This window comes from Rhizobium sp. 01T444, assembly GCF_056398305.1.
The window spans coordinates 26,313-39,824 of the sequence record NZ_JBFTPD010000003.1 but is presented as its reverse complement, the minus strand read 5'-3'; the positions used below and the strand labels follow the sequence as shown (position 1 = coordinate 39,824).

The window sequence follows — 13,512 nt, the reverse complement described above, 5'->3', positions numbered from 1 at the left end:
GCACTAACCGCACAGTGACGATATCATTGAGCTAAGATTGTGCGCCTTCCTACGCCGTCAAGTGCGCGCCGGATCTGTCAGGTGCGGCTGCCGGCAAGCTTTTCCGAGAGCGTGCTGACCTGCTCCTGCGCGGTGCGATCGGCGGGGTAGACATCCAGAACGCGCTCCCAGGCCTTGAGGGTGATCTGGTCATTGCCCGTGGTGGCGAGGATAGCCGCCATGCCTGACAGGGCGCCGAAATGGCGGGGCTCGATCTTCAACACCTGTTCGATATCGGCCATCGATTTGCGATAGTTGCCGAGCACGAAGTTCAGCGTTGCACGACGGTTCCAGCTTTCGGCATAGGTGGGTTTCAGGGCGATGGCTTCATCGAGAAAATCGAGCGCTGCCGGATTGCGCTTTTCCTCGATCGCCTTGTCGGCCCATTGCATCAGGAGATTGATCGTCGCGCTGTCGGAATCGTTCCATTCCATGCGGATCTGATTGGCGATGCTGCTTGCCTTGTCGGGGTCGCGCTCACGCTTCAGCTGCCCATAGAGCTGGTCGAGCCGTTGCTTGGGAGACGAATCGGAATCGGCCGGCTGTTCGACGATAACGTCCTTCTGCTGAGCCATAGCGGGAAGAGCAGGAGCGAACAGGGTGAGGGCAAGCGGCAGAGCCGCTGAGGTCAAGGCAAAAAAGCGCATGGCGGACATATTAGCCCGCCATCGCTGAAGATCAAACAAATTTGGCGTGATCACCGAAGCGACCAACCGATATGCCCGCCTGAGGGCAGGCAAACCGGATACGCGCAATCAGCCCTGACGAGCCTTGTAGCGCGGGTTCTGCTTGTTGATGATGTAGATGCGGCCCTTGCGGCGAACGAGACGGTTGTCACGATGACGCGCCTTGAGCGACTTGAGCGAATTCTTGATCTTCATTTTTCTGATCCGCGATGTTTCTGGGGGAATTCACATTCGCCCGTGTCTTTTAACAATCAAAAGCGCGCCGGCTGGGCGCGCTCTTTAGGTGGGGGAGCAGATAACCCGACCTCCGCCTTGTGTCAACCACGTGAAGGCTTTTTTCCGTGGGTTTCAGGTGCCGGCCGGGCAAACGGCTCAGCAGGCTTTGCCCGTCAGCGTCGTCACGTGGCCCATCTTCCGGCCGACGCGCGCCTCGGTCTTGCCGTAGAGGTGCACCAGCGTGTCGTCACGCTTCAGCCAGTCCGGAACGGCAAGGATATCGTCACCGATCAGGTTCTGCATCACGCAATCGGAATGGCGGCGCGGATTGCCGAGCGGCAGGCCGGCGACGGCGCGGATATGCTGCTCGAATTGCGAGACGATGCAGGCGGCTTCCGTCCAGTGGCCGGAATTGTGTACGCGCGGCGCCATCTCGTTGGCGATCAGGCTGCCATCGGCCAGCACGAAGAACTCAATGCCGATGACGCCGACATAATCGAGCGCGGTGAGAATCTGTTCGGCAGCCTTGCGCGCCGCATCGGCGGTGGCGGCGGAGATTGTCGCCGGAATTGTCGACGTATGCAGGATGCCGTTGCGGTGCACGTTTTCGGCCGGGTCGAAACAGAGCACAGTGCCGTCGGTGGCGCGGGCGGCGATGATCGAGACCTCGCGTTCGAAGGCGACGAAGCTTTCGAGGATGAGCGGCACCGAGCCAAGTTCCGCATAGGCGCCCTCAGCACTGTCGGCTGCTGACCGGAAGACCTTCTGGCCCTTGCCGTCATAACCGAGGCGGCGGGTCTTGAGTACGCCCTGGCTGCCGAAATCCGCTAGCGCCGAATCGAGATCGGCCTGACTGTCGATGGCATGGAAACGAGCCGTCGGGATGCCGCAACCATTGATGAAGCGCTTTTCGACGAGCCGGTCCTGCGCAGCTTCCAATGCCCTCGGCGGGGGATAGACGGGCACTCTCTTTGCCAGCATTTCGGCAGCGGCGACGGGCACGTTCTCGAATTCGTAGGTTACGACATCGCAGAGCCCAGCCAGTTCGGCGAGCGCTGATGGGTCATCATAGGCGGCGACGATCTGCTGGTTGGCGAGCTGAGCGGCAGGGCTGTCGGCCTGCGGCTCCAATATGATTGTGCGGAAGTTCAGCCGGGCTGCGGCCATGCCAAGCATGCGGCCGAGCTGGCCGCCGCCGATGATGCCTATTGTCCTGACCATCAGAGATCGTCCATCGGATATTCGGCGACGGAGGCGCTCTGGCGCTCGCGCCATTCGTCGAGGCGCTCTGCGATTTCCTCGTCCGAGAGGGCAAGGACTGCCGCAGCAAGAAGTGCTGCATTGATCGCGCCGGCCTTGCCGATGGCAAGCGTGCCGACGGGGATGCCGCCCGGCATCTGAACGATGGACAGCAGGCTGTCCTGGCCGGACATTGTCTTTGACTGCACGGGCACGCCGAAGACCGGCAGCGGCGTCATTGCCGCCGTCATGCCCGGAAGGTGCGCCGCGCCGCCTGCGCCTGCGATGATGATCTTGAAGCCTTCGGCACGTGCGCCCTTGGCGAAGGTTACGAGCCGGTCGGGTGTGCGATGAGCCGAGATAATGCGCGCATCATACTCGATTTCCAGCGCCTCCAGCGTATCGGCAGCATTCTTCATGGTTTCCCAGTCGGACTGGCTGCCCATGATAATGGCGACTGGTGGTCTGTCTGTCATCGTCACAATCGTTCCTTCAGGCGATGATATCAGGGATGATCTGGTCTTCTAATTTGGAGAGCTTGTCCTTGATGACCAGCTTCTTCTTCTTCATGCGCTGGATGCGCAGGGCATCGCAGCCCGTCTCAATCATGGCGTTGATCGCGGCGTCGTAATCCTCGTGCTCCTGGCGCAGACGCGCCACCATGAGCCTGATTTCCGCCTGTTCCTGATCGGCCATTTATATTCCCCATAGTCGTCTTCGGACCTTGTCCGGTCTGCCGATAATTTCCGCAAGCTCCTATCACCAAATAGAGGTAACGGGAAGTTAGTGTTGATCATGAATTTGCCGCTTAGTCTCCATCTTTTGGCCTTCGACAAGCCTTTAAAAATGTGTCACAGTCCGCTGGTTGACACCTTGGATCTCCAGCAATGGATGGCTGGGGAAGGGTAAGAGGAAGGAAGGGTCAAATGACTGTTCAAGCTCATCTTGAATCGCTCCAGAAAAAGCATGTCGCTCTCGAGGAGGAGTTGCATGCCCTGAGAACATCTCCCTCTATTTCCGATACTGAACTTGCCGAATGCAAGCGCCGTAAGCTGCGCATCAAGGACGAGATCGAGCGTCTCAAGTCATCCGTCCATTGATCTTTCCAGGCTATCGCCGGACATCTGTCTTGTGAAAGAAAAGGTAAATTCCCCAATTTTCTAGACCATCAAGCAAGACCCGGTGAATAACCGAAATCAAGCGCCAGTCCCTTGCATGCGGCATCGGGCTGGCGTTTTTACGATGAGGGGCGCCCTAGGCCCAGAACTGATCCAGCCAGAGATTGAGCTTGTCGAAGCCACGGTTATTGACCGTGTAAATGCGCTTCGTTCCTTCCGAGGTCACGGAAACGAGGTTGCTTTCGAGCAGCGCTTTCAGGTGTTGCGACACGGCAGGACGACTGATCGGTAGGCCCTCGGCAAGCTCATTGACCGTCTTCGGCGCGCGCCGCAATTCCTCCAGCAAGAACCGCCGGTTCGGATCGGCAATCGCAGCGAAGGGGTCCGTGTTCGACATCACAAAAAGCTACGTCAAACAGGCTCTTGCAGCAAGGAAATTGTGCATCGCAACGGAACACAACCCTATTCGAGCAAGCCTTCGCGCAGGATCAGGAAAGCAGCGATCAGCGCCATGACATACATGAAGGGGTAGAATATCTGCGGCTTCATGCGCCGCACACACCATGCACCGGCAATCGTTGCCAGCGGGGCGAAGGGCAAGAGCGTGGCAGAGGCCAGAAGGTTGCGGGTGTCGAGCTGGCCGAGCGCAAAATACGGAACGAGCTTTACAGCGTTCAGAATGGCGAAGAAGCGCACGCTGGTGCCGGTGAATTCGCGTGGCGGCAGCTTGAGCGGCAGGGCGTAGATCTGGAAAGGCGCGCCGCCGGCATGGGCAACGAAGCTGCCGTAACCGGAAAACGTGCCCCAAAGGCTTGCCAGCACCGGGCGCTGAGGTCGTGGCGGGATGACTATACCTTTGCCGGGGCCGAAATTGTTCCAGAAATAACGCAGACAGAAGGCAACGGTGACGGCGCCGATGAGAATGCGCAGCATGCTGCCCGGCACGAGAGCAGAGGTGGCCCAGCCGAAAGCAATGCCGAGAAGGGCGCCCGGCAGCATGATCTTCAGCGTCGTCCAGTCGCCGTGCTGGCGCCAGATGACCAGCGATATCATGTCCATGAAGACGAGGATGGGGAGCAGGATCGCGGCGGCTTCGACGGGTGCTACGACGAGGGCGAGAAAGGGAAGGCCGATCAGCGACAAAGCGTCGCCCATCCCGCCTTTGGCAAGCCCGACAAGAATGACAGCCGGGATTGCGGCGTAGTAGAATGACAGATCTTGCGGCATGCTTTTGAAGTTCCTCCCCTTGCAAGCCCCCTCTATCGGAATTACTCACTCAAAACGAGTGCGGATCCGCCATAGAGCAGGAAAAACCGCCGCAGATGGAAAGACTTCATGACCGAACCGGAAAACCGCTGCCGCCTTGTTCTCGTTGTGCCTGATATCGCCGATGCCGATGAAAGGGCGAAGATCGTTGCCGATGCGTTGAAGGGCGGCGATGTTGCGTCCGTTATCCTGCCGCAATACGGTCTCGATGACGGCAGCTTCCAGAGACACGCTGAAAAGCTCGTGCCCGTCATTCAGGATGCTGGTGCCGCGGCGCTGATCGCAGGCGACAGCCGCGTTGTCGGCCGTTCGAAGGCCGATGGCCTGCACATTGCCGGACCGGCAAGCGAGATTGCCGACGCGATCGATCGTTATGCGGACAAGCTGATCGTCGGCGGCGGCAATGCCGCCGACCGGCATACAGCGCTCGCAGTCGGCGAGGAACGGCCCGACTATATCTTCTTCGGCAAGCTCGACGGCGACATCAAGCCGGAGGCGCATCCGAAGAACCTGGCGCTTGCCGAGTGGTGGGCGTCGATGATCGAAATCCCGTGCATCGTCATGGGCGGCACTGATCCGGCTTCCGCGCTTGCCGTTGCGGAGACTGGGGCCGAGTTTGTGGCGATGCGCATGGGCGTGTTTGCCGAGCCGGCTCAGGCGCCCTCGATCGTGGCTCAGATCAATGCCTTGCTTGACGAAAAAGCGCCACGGTTTGAGGATTGATATCGCGCCTATGCCGATCCCCGCCCGCTTTTCGAGATGCGCTCTCCTTTGTATGACCGTCTTGCTGGCGGTCCGGCCGGAATTTGCGCCGGCGCAGGCAAATGAGGCGACTACCGAGCCCTCGGCGACACCCAGCCAGACATTCCGTACCGACCGAGCGCAGCCGCAGGGTATTGTGCCGTCTGATGGTGTCGGGGTTTTCGATCGCATGGGCGCGAAGCTGCCCGACCTGCCACCTGAAAAGGAATATAAGGGTCAAATCGACGAGGCGTTCGGCGCCTATCAGCGTGGCTATTATCTGACCGCTATGGACAAGGCGCTGCCACGGGCGCAACTCGGCGATCCAGCGGCCCAGACCCTGATCGCCGAAATCCTGTCGCAGGGCCTCGGCGTTAAGCGGGACATGAAGAACGCCGCCTTCTGGTACGGCAAGGCGGCGGAGGGCGGCGATCCGACTGCCATGTTCAAATATGCGTTGCTCCTCATGGAGGGCAATAACGTCACGCGCGACAAGGCGAAGGCCGACGAATATATGCGCAAGGCGGCCGATGCCGGAAATTCATCCGCAGAATTCAATTGGGCGCAGACGCTCGTTGCCGACAATCCCGGCGACAAGGGATTGAAACTTGCCCTGCCTTATTATGAAAAGGCGGGGGAGCAGGGCATCGCAGACGCGCAATATGCGGTAGCGCAGATCTATCAGCAGGTACCAGACCTGCCCGAAGACAAGAAGCAGCTGGCCCGCGAGTGGATGGCGCGCGCGGCGCGAGCGGGCTTCGATACGRCCCAACTCGACATGGGTATCTGGCTGGTCAACGGCGTCGGCGGGCCGAAGGATTACGTGCGCGGCTTCGAATGGCTGAAGATTGCCGCCAATAGGGGCAATGTCGCTGCACAAAACAAGCTCGCGCATCTCTACATCAATGCGATCGGTACGGCGCCAGATCCGGTCGAGGCTGCCAAATGGTATGTCCTGTCGCGGCGGGCAGGGTTGAGCGACCCGTCGCTCGAGGATTTCTATCTCGGCATCGAGGACGACCAGCAGAAGGCGGCGATTGAAGCGGCGAACAAGTTCCGCCGCATCAACTAACCCGCGGTCTTTCTAGAAAAGGGCGTCCTCGAACAGATCCTCGTCGCTCTGGGCCTTGGCGGGCTCAGCAGGAGCCGCTGCGGTTGTTTCCTCGGTGGCGGGAATGATGTCGCGATGGACATTTCGTTCCTGTACCATGGTGTAGAGCTTGAAGATCCTGCGGTCGAGCGGGGCGATTGCTTCGGCAATGTCGGAAATATCGGCGATCTGGTCGCCGGCCACGGTTTCCAGCACGTCGGCGCAGCGGGCGAGCACGTCGCCGAGATCATGCTGGAAATCGAGCTTGCCGATCAGCAGGTTGATCTTGGTCGCGACCTCGCGGCCATGTTCGGCAAGTACCTTGAGCTCGTCTTCCATGAGGTTGGCAGCAGCGCGGATCGTGCCGACGGCCGAGGTGAGGCTTTCGGCAAGGCCTCCATTCTTGGTGCCGGCAGCAGGGGCGACACGTCCGGCCGAAGCCTCGAGCGCCGGCAGGCCATTGACGATGGCATCGGCTGAATCATCGAGCTTGCCGGCAAAGATGCGCAACTCGGCGGTAACGACGTTGATCGACTTGCCTTCTTCACCGAGACGGCTGCAGCGCAGGTTGGTATTCAGCGCCATATAGTGGATATCAGTCTTGACCGCGCGGATCGCCTCGATGGACTGCAGAAGCGTTGCGGCCGTGCCGAGCGTCGACTGACTGACCTGGTCGGCTTGACGGCTTGCCGTATCGACCTGCTTGACGATCTCGTGGGCAGCAGAGACGCTTGATTCCAGCGCACGCATGAAATTGCCGCCGCTGCCGTCGCTCTGACCGCTCATCTGGTCGCGCAACCTCAGAATTTGTTGCGTATCCTGGCTGAAGCTCGCGATGGTCTTTACGACATTGCGGGAATCCCGTTGGAAGTCGGTGCACATGTCTGCCATCTGCGCGGCCGTCAGGTGGTGAATGACGTTCTGCAGCCGCTTGTGCGCATCGCCATCAAGCTTGGCGCCGTCTTCGCTCGCGAAGAAATCCTCCAGCAGCGAAAAGGTGTTCTGCACATGCTCGATGCGCTGACGGGTGATATCACCGATCTGCAGCGCCGAAAGCGTAGATGCGACCTTGCCCTGTACGCCGCGAGCGATGGCGCCTACGTCTCGGGCGATGGCGCCGAGGTTCTGGCGGTGATCGGCAATCTTCTTTGCGTCGTCCTTAAGCGCCCTGGCGACGGCAGGAACCGTGTCGGCATAGCTTTTGGAGAGACTGTTGCCAAAGGAGAGGGCGAGCTTAACCTCCTTCTGCAGGCTGTCGAGATGGGTGGCGAAGCGATTGACTTCGTCCGTCCCCGAATAGATGCGCTCGAGGATTTCCTGGGCGAAGCCCGCGAATTCGGCGAGGCCTGCACCCGTTATCTTTACCGTGACCGCGAAGGTGCGCAAATAGCGCATCGTTTCCTGCATATCCGCGACATGCCGGTGCAGTTCCGAGCCGGTCTGGGCAAGTGCCGCCAGAGCCTGCTGGCGGTTTTCCTCAGCGCCAGGAAGTTCGATCAGATTCTGGACGGTCGCATTGAGATCGGCGCTGGTGTCACTCGCCTCATTGTTGTCCAGCGCCTTGGTGATCTGATCCAGTGACGTCAACAGACGATTGAGGACATCCATCACGGACAGCAGGACGGTGCCACCTTCGAGGAAGCGTTCCTCGACCTGGGCGCGGGCCGATTCCAGGGTGCGGCTGATATCCGAACCTGATGCGTAGTGCGCAGTCTGTGCTGATGCCGTCGCGTTTGCCACTTTTGTACCTTTACTTATAAACACAGGCAATTTGACTCTATTTTTACGGGCAGGATGGAAACGGCAGGTAAACGCCACAGACTCGTAAACGTTGTGATTAACAACCTATGAAGGCATTCGGCAAGAATTGATAGGTTCTGCGGCGGGTCCAGCTTATCTATCTGTTTTTTCATGGTATTTTACCATATGAGAAAGCTTCAGTATAAGTTATCCTGGATGATAATTCAGGGAGTCCAGACTCGCGGTAATTGCACTTTCCTACAACCGCCGTTTACGCACTGTTAAGCCTGTCATGAGAGTCCTTTTATGGTCGTTAAGTATTTCTCCGACCATGGAGGCTGCATTGGATACTCAGGCACAATATTGTGAATCTATATCCCTTCCGGAAGTTCTGAGCATTCGTAATGCTTCGGAAGTATATTCGAATATTATTGATCGATTTCGCGGCAATAATAATATTACTCTAAGTCTTCCCGAAAACACGCAAGCGGATCTGAGTTTTCTTCAGCTCATCGAAGCCGCCCGCCGTCAGGCAAAGGCCGAAGGCAAGACTTTTACCCTTTCGGCTCCGGCCAGCGGTCCGCTTCTCAAGGTCCTTGAGCGGGCCGGATTTACCGAGGCCTTCGATGAAGAAGACAAGAAGTTCTGGTTGCATAAAGAGGTGACGTTATGAGCGCAAACATCCTGACCGTCGACGATTCCGCCAGCATCCGCCTGACTACCAAGGTCACGCTGACCAATGCCGGCTACACGGTCACCGAAGCCGTCAATGGCGCCGAGGGTCTGGCAACAGCCAAGAGCGGCAATTTCGACCTGATCGTCACCGACCTCAATATGCCTGTCATGGACGGGCTGACGATGATCGAAGAATTGCGGAAGCTGCCCGCTCAGGCCGGCGTGCCGATCATCTTCCTGACGACGGAATCCGATGCGGACCTCAAGGCCCGCGCCAAGGCCGCCGGTGCCACTGGCTGGCTCACCAAGCCGTTCGATCCGGAAAATCTCGTTAAGATCGTGAAGAAGGTTCTTGGCAGATGAGCTCGCTTGATCCAGTCGCAGTATTCCGTACCGAAGCGGCCGAATGCCTCGAGGCGATCGAAGCCGGCCTTCTCGACCTCAACCACGACCTCGAAAACAAGGACCTCGTCGACGCCGTGTTCCGCGGCCTTCATACGTTGAAGGGCTCGGGTGCGATGTTCGGCTTCGAGGCGCTTGCCGCTTTCACCCATCATTGCGAAACGGCCTTCGACCGTGTCCGCAAGGGTGAGGTTCCGGCAACCGCCGAGCTCGTCGCCGCCGTTCTTGCCGCGCAGGATCATATGCGCGCCCTCGTCGAACAGCCCGATGCCGATCACGGCGATACCGGCCACAAGCTGCTTGCCCAGCTCCAGGCCGCCGTCGGCGGCAAGGCCGAAGTCAAGGAGGCTGTCGCGCTTGCCGCTGCAGCCCCTGCCGTCGCCGCTCCCACCAAGAAGAAAACGACCTGGCGCATCCGTTTCAGCCTGCCGGCAAATTCCATGGCCAACGGCACCAACCCGCTCGGCCTTCTGGATGAACTGCGCGATCTCGGCGAATGCACAGTCCGTGCAAACACATCAGGCATTCCGCCGCTCGATAATCTGGTCCCGACTGAGCTTTACGTTTCCTGGGACGTCATTCTGACAAGCGAACAGGACCGTTCGGCCATCGACGACGTGTTCATCTTCGTCATGGATGACATGGAGCTCGACGTTCAGGAAATCTCCGGCCCGCAAGCCGCACCGGCCGAGACAAAGACGGACGTCGCTCCTGCTCCGGACGTTCCGGTTGCCGCAGCACCTGTCGCACCGGTGCCCGCCTCTGCTCCAGAATTCCGCCCGGTCGAGGCGGTTCCGGTGAAGCGTGAAACGCCAGCGCCTGTTCAGGCGGCAGCCCAGGCAAAGGCACAGGAAAACGTCCGCGTTCCGGCAGAGCGGCTCGACGAGCTGATGGACCGTGTCGGCGAACTCGTCATTGCCCAGTCGCGCCTCAGCCAGCTGGCAAGCTCCAGTTCGGATATTGCCCTACGCTCGGTTTCGGAAGAAATCGAACGTCTCTCCGGTGAGCTGCGCGACACGATGATGGTGCTGCGCATGGTGCCGGTCGGAACGCTCTTCTCGCGCTTCCGTCGCCTCGTACACGATCTCGCCCGCGAAACCGGCAAGGTCATCGAACTCGTCACCGAGGGCGAAACGACCGAAGTCGACAAGACCGTCATCGAGCGTCTTGCCGATCCGCTTGTCCATCTGGTCCGCAATTCGATCGACCATGGCCTCGAGCCGCCAGCCGAACGCCTTGGCGCAGGCAAGACGGAAGCCGGTACCGTGACGCTGTCCGCCCACCAGTCCGGCGGCGAAGTCATCATCTCGATCAAGGATGACGGCCGCGGCATCAACCGCGAGCGGGTTCGCGCCAAGGCGGAATCTTCGGGCCTGATTGCGCCCGGCCAGCCGCTTTCCGATCAGGAACTGCTGCAGCTCATTTTCGCGCCGGGCTTCTCCACTGCTGCAACGATCACCAATCTCTCCGGTCGGGGCGTTGGCATGGACGTCGTCAAGAAGACAGTCGAGGCGCTGCGTGGCGCGATCGAGATCGTCAGCCTGCCGGGGCAGGGCTCGGAAGTCTCTCTCCGCATCCCGCTGACGCTCGCCATCATCGATGGCCTGCTCGTTCGTGTCGGTTCCGGCCGTTACGTCATCCCGCTCTCGGCGGTCGAGGAATGCCTCGAACTGTCGCTGGAAGAAGACCTCCGCTCGCGTGGGCGCAGCTTCATCTCGCTGCGCGACAGCCTGGTGCCGTTCCTGAGGCTTCGCGATCTCTTCCGCACCGGCACCAAGCCGGACGTGCATCAGAAGGTGGTCGTCATCTCGACGGGCACCGAACGTGTCGGCCTCGTGGTCGATCAGATTATCGGCGACCACCAGACGGTCATCAAGTCGATGTCGAAATTGCACAACGACGTGGCGACCTTCTCTGGCGCCACCATTCTCGGCGACGGCAGCGTCGCCCTCATTCTTGACGTCGGGCATCTCGTTGCCGCGGGTCAGCAACAGGAGGCGCAATTGCGCGTGGCAGGATGAGCACAGCAGCAACAGCCGAAAAATTCGACAAGCACTGGAATTACGCCGACGAAATCGAAGTTCTGACCTTCGATCTCAATGGCGAAACCTTCGCGCTGGAAGCGGTCATAGTCCAGGAGATCCTGGATCTGCTTCCCGAGACTGCGGTGCCGGGCAGCCAGCCCTTCGTCGCCAGCGTCATCAACTTCCGCGGCAAGGTCATTCCGCTTGCCGATCTTCGTCTCGCCTTTGGGATGGAAGCTTCGGAAGCGACGATCGATAGCCGCATCATCGTCATCGAGGTCGATCTGCAGGGGGAGCAGACTCTCGTCGGAATGCGTACCGACAAGGTGAACGAGGTGACGACCTTGACGAAAGGCGCCAGCGAACCGCCGCCAAGCGTGGGTATGCGCTGGCGCGCAGATTACATCAACTGCCTGGTCAAGAGGGGGGGCGAGTTCATCATCCTTCCGAATTTGCAGGCGATTTTCTCATCGAGGCATGAGACGGCGGGGGCCGTCAACTAGCCGGGGGCCAATCATTGAGGGGTTAAGACGATGCGATTGACGATCAAGACCAAACTGGTGAGCGCGTTCACCTTCATCATTTTTATGCTGATAGGCACCGCTGCCTACGGTATCTTCAGCCTCGGTTCGCTGAACGATACGATCGGCAATCTTCTTGCAGGCCCCGCCGCGCGCCTGGACCTGGCGCAACAGATCAATATCGCCCAGCTCGAAGCCATCCGCCAGCAGAAGAACCTTCTGACAGCACGCAATGACGACGATGCTTCCGGTGCAATCGAAAAGGGCAACCAGGCCCGCAAGGACTTCGCCGATGCATTCGCTGCCGTGACGAAGCTTGCGACCKAGGAAGGCAAAGCGCGTTGGGAACGCGTTGCCGAACTCTCCAAGACATTCAATGACGCCGACGACCAGATCCGCGATTTCATCAAGGGCGGCAATACGGATGGTGCCAACACTGTCTCGGTCACGACGGCTCGCCAGGCAGCCAACGCGATCGACTCCACACTCGATGAAATTCTGGCGCTAGAAAAAAAGCGCATGCAGGATGCGGATGACAACGCCGAGCAGCAGTACGGCACGACGCGCACGATGATGATCGCGGTTGCCGCGACAGCGTTGCTGATTGCTGTCCTCACTGCCTTCTGGATTGCGAATACCATCAGCAAGGGTCTCAGCCGTGCCAACACCGTTGTCCGCGAAGTTGCCGAAGGCGACCTGACGAAGATGGCCGAAATCACCACGCATGACGAAATCGGCGAACTGCTCGGCAACGTCAATATCATGATCGAACGCCTTCGCGGTGTCGTCGCCGATGCCCTGTCTGCCGCCGACAACGTTTCTTCGGGCAGCCAGGAACTGTCGGCCAGCTCCGAGCAGGTTTCGCAGGGTGCGACCGAACAGGCGGCTTCCGCTGAAGAGGCCTCTGCTTCGATGGAGCAGATGGCTGCCAACATCAAGCAGAACGCCGACAACGCCGCTCAGACCGAGAAGATCGCCCGCCAGTCCGCCAAGGACGCGGAAGCTTCCGGCGATGCCGTCAACCGCGCCGTCGATGCAATGCGCACGATTGCCGAGAAGATCGGCATCGTTCAGGAGATTGCCCGCCAGACCGACCTGCTCGCCCTGAACGCCGCCGTAGAAGCCGCTCGTGCTGGCGAACACGGAAAAGGCTTTGCGGTCGTCGCCTCGGAAGTGCGCAAGCTCGCGGAACGCAGCCAATCGGCAGCCGCGGAGATCTCCTCCATGTCGAGCGACACGGTCAAGGCCGCCCGCGATGCCGGCGAAATGCTCGGCCGCCTGGTTCCTGACATCCGCAAGACTGCCGAACTGGTCTCCGAGATCAGCGCCGCCTGCCGCGAGCAGGATATCGGCGCTTCGCAGATCAACGAAGCGATCCAGCAGCTCGACAAGGTGACGCAGCAGAATGCCGGTGCTTCGGAAGAAATGTCGGCTACTTCGGAGGAACTTGCTGCTCAGGCCGAGGAACTGCAGGCTTCAATCGCCTTCTTCAAGGTCGATACGGCAGGCGCGACCCGTGCTGGCGTACGGAAGATCGCTGCAAAGACGGCTGCCAAGGTGGTCAAGGCTCCGGCCGCTGCCCCACGCAAGCCAGCTCCGGCTACGCAGAACCACAATCACGGCCACACCGTCGCTTCCCAGCAGGCACGTGCCAAGGGCTTTGCTCTGGATATGTCGATGGGCGGCCCCGACGCCGGTGACGACGATTTCCGCGAAAGCGCTTAAGCGGCTTCGCAGTCAACCGAAACTCTCCGC

General features: G+C 59.8%; 16 protein-coding genes. 8 read left to right on the top strand and 8 right to left on the bottom strand.

The genetic code is table 11. The annotated features are described in order from the left end of the window. Positions 1 to 77 precede the first annotated feature (77 nt). From AC1DTN_RS05760 to AC1DTN_RS05740, 5 genes are all read right to left on the bottom strand, one after another. Positions 78 to 695 carry a tetratricopeptide repeat protein gene (locus AC1DTN_RS05760; protein WP_442206389.1) on the bottom strand — a complete coding sequence of 206 codons (618 nt, stop codon included), beginning with the start codon at positions 693 to 695 and terminating at the stop codon, positions 78 to 80. A gap of 99 nt (positions 696 to 794) precedes the next feature. Next, positions 795 to 920, bottom strand: coding sequence for a type B 50S ribosomal protein L36 (gene ykgO, locus AC1DTN_RS05755; protein WP_007826467.1), 126 nt, complete (start codon positions 918 to 920; stop codon positions 795 to 797). 177 nt (positions 921 to 1,097) lie between these two features. Then, a complete protein-coding gene (locus tag AC1DTN_RS05750; protein ID WP_442206487.1) occupies positions 1,098 to 2,165 on the bottom strand; it encodes a 5-(carboxyamino)imidazole ribonucleotide synthase in 1,068 nt (355 codons plus the stop codon). Continuing rightward, a complete protein-coding gene (gene purE, locus AC1DTN_RS05745; RefSeq protein ID WP_162728560.1) occupies positions 2,162 to 2,656 on the bottom strand; it encodes a 5-(carboxyamino)imidazole ribonucleotide mutase in 495 nt (164 codons plus the stop codon). Before purE ends, AC1DTN_RS05750 begins: the two co-directional genes overlap by 4 nt. A gap of 16 nt (positions 2,657 to 2,672) precedes the next feature. Then, positions 2,673 to 2,876, bottom strand: a complete 204-nt coding sequence (locus AC1DTN_RS05740) for a YdcH family protein (RefSeq protein WP_007826473.1) — start codon at positions 2,874 to 2,876, stop codon at positions 2,673 to 2,675. A 230-nt stretch (positions 2,877 to 3,106) separates the two neighbouring features. Between AC1DTN_RS05740 and AC1DTN_RS05735 the strand changes: the two genes are divergently transcribed. Continuing rightward, on the top strand, positions 3,107 to 3,280 hold the full coding sequence (locus AC1DTN_RS05735; protein WP_007826474.1) for a YdcH family protein: 174 nt from the start codon (positions 3,107 to 3,109) through the stop codon (positions 3,278 to 3,280). A gap of 154 nt (positions 3,281 to 3,434) precedes the next feature. Here AC1DTN_RS05735 and AC1DTN_RS05730 read toward each other — a convergent pair whose 3' ends face one another. Continuing rightward, positions 3,435 to 3,695 (bottom strand): ArsR/SmtB family transcription factor, encoded by a 261-nt coding sequence (locus AC1DTN_RS05730; RefSeq protein ID WP_025669780.1) that lies wholly within the window; start codon positions 3,693 to 3,695, stop codon positions 3,435 to 3,437. 65 nt (positions 3,696 to 3,760) lie between these two features. After that, positions 3,761 to 4,525: a sulfite exporter TauE/SafE family protein gene (locus AC1DTN_RS05725; RefSeq protein WP_442206388.1), complete on the bottom strand. Its 765-nt coding sequence runs from the start codon at positions 4,523 to 4,525 to the stop codon at positions 3,761 to 3,763. 108 nt (positions 4,526 to 4,633) lie between these two features. Between AC1DTN_RS05725 and AC1DTN_RS05720 the strand changes: the two genes are divergently transcribed. Continuing rightward, positions 4,634 to 5,287, top strand: a complete 654-nt coding sequence (locus AC1DTN_RS05720; protein WP_113320896.1) for a thiamine phosphate synthase — start codon at positions 4,634 to 4,636, stop codon at positions 5,285 to 5,287. A gap of 10 nt (positions 5,288 to 5,297) precedes the next feature. Continuing rightward, positions 5,298 to 6,377: a tetratricopeptide repeat protein gene (locus AC1DTN_RS05715; protein WP_477920086.1), complete on the top strand. Its 1,080-nt coding sequence runs from the start codon at positions 5,298 to 5,300 to the stop codon at positions 6,375 to 6,377. A gap of 12 nt (positions 6,378 to 6,389) precedes the next feature. On the opposite strand, the gene AC1DTN_RS05710 is transcribed toward AC1DTN_RS05715, so the two are convergent. Then, positions 6,390 to 8,135 (bottom strand): chemotaxis protein, encoded by a 1,746-nt coding sequence (locus tag AC1DTN_RS05710; RefSeq protein WP_113320894.1) that lies wholly within the window; start codon positions 8,133 to 8,135, stop codon positions 6,390 to 6,392. A gap of 343 nt (positions 8,136 to 8,478) precedes the next feature. On the opposite strand from AC1DTN_RS05710, the gene AC1DTN_RS05705 reads away from it, so the two are divergent. From AC1DTN_RS05705 to AC1DTN_RS05685, 5 genes are read left to right on the top strand one after another with little or no spacing between them, the layout of a single operon-like run. Further along, positions 8,479 to 8,808, top strand: a complete 330-nt coding sequence (locus AC1DTN_RS05705) for an STAS domain-containing protein (RefSeq protein ID WP_113320973.1) — start codon at positions 8,479 to 8,481, stop codon at positions 8,806 to 8,808. Continuing rightward, positions 8,805 to 9,173, top strand: a complete 369-nt coding sequence (locus AC1DTN_RS05700; RefSeq protein ID WP_112544064.1) for a response regulator — start codon at positions 8,805 to 8,807, stop codon at positions 9,171 to 9,173. The genes AC1DTN_RS05705 and AC1DTN_RS05700 overlap by 4 nt, the downstream gene beginning before the upstream one ends. Continuing rightward, complete coding sequence (locus tag AC1DTN_RS05695) at positions 9,170 to 11,233, top strand: chemotaxis protein CheA (RefSeq protein WP_442206387.1); 2,064 nt, start codon at positions 9,170 to 9,172, stop codon at positions 11,231 to 11,233. The genes AC1DTN_RS05700 and AC1DTN_RS05695 overlap by 4 nt, the downstream gene beginning before the upstream one ends. Further along, positions 11,230 to 11,739 carry a chemotaxis protein CheW gene (locus tag AC1DTN_RS05690; RefSeq protein ID WP_113320892.1) on the top strand — a complete coding sequence of 170 codons (510 nt, stop codon included), beginning with the start codon at positions 11,230 to 11,232 and terminating at the stop codon, positions 11,737 to 11,739. The genes AC1DTN_RS05695 and AC1DTN_RS05690 overlap by 4 nt, the downstream gene beginning before the upstream one ends. Positions 11,740 to 11,769: 30 nt before the next feature. Beyond that, positions 11,770 to 13,482, top strand: coding sequence for a methyl-accepting chemotaxis protein (locus AC1DTN_RS05685; protein WP_477920083.1), 1,713 nt, complete (start codon positions 11,770 to 11,772; stop codon positions 13,480 to 13,482). Positions 13,483 to 13,512 lie beyond the last annotated feature (30 nt).

Bases quoted from the DNA above. Each gene is read 5' to 3' on its own strand.
- AC1DTN_RS05760 (WP_442206389.1), bottom strand. From the start codon at position 695: ATGTCCGCCATGCGCTTTTTTGCCTTGACCTCAGCGGCTCTGCCGCTT.
- ykgO (WP_007826467.1), bottom strand. From the start codon at position 920: ATGAAGATCAAGAATTCGCTCAAGTCGCTCAAGGCGCGTCATCGTGAC.
- purE (WP_162728560.1), bottom strand. From the start codon at position 2,656: ATGACAGACAGACCACCAGTCGCCATTATCATGGGCAGCCAGTCCGAC.
- AC1DTN_RS05740 (WP_007826473.1), bottom strand. From the start codon at position 2,876: ATGGCCGATCAGGAACAGGCGGAAATCAGGCTCATGGTGGCGCGTCTG.
- AC1DTN_RS05735 (WP_007826474.1), top strand. From the start codon at position 3,107: ATGACTGTTCAAGCTCATCTTGAATCGCTCCAGAAAAAGCATGTCGCT.
- AC1DTN_RS05730 (WP_025669780.1), bottom strand. From the start codon at position 3,695: ATGTCGAACACGGACCCCTTCGCTGCGATTGCCGATCCGAACCGGCGG.
- AC1DTN_RS05725 (WP_442206388.1), bottom strand. From the start codon at position 4,525: ATGCCGCAAGATCTGTCATTCTACTACGCCGCAATCCCGGCTGTCATT.
- AC1DTN_RS05720 (WP_113320896.1), top strand. From the start codon at position 4,634: ATGACCGAACCGGAAAACCGCTGCCGCCTTGTTCTCGTTGTGCCTGAT.
- AC1DTN_RS05700 (WP_112544064.1), top strand. From the start codon at position 8,805: ATGAGCGCAAACATCCTGACCGTCGACGATTCCGCCAGCATCCGCCTG.
- AC1DTN_RS05695 (WP_442206387.1), top strand. From the start codon at position 9,170: ATGAGCTCGCTTGATCCAGTCGCAGTATTCCGTACCGAAGCGGCCGAA.
- AC1DTN_RS05690 (WP_113320892.1), top strand. From the start codon at position 11,230: ATGAGCACAGCAGCAACAGCCGAAAAATTCGACAAGCACTGGAATTAC.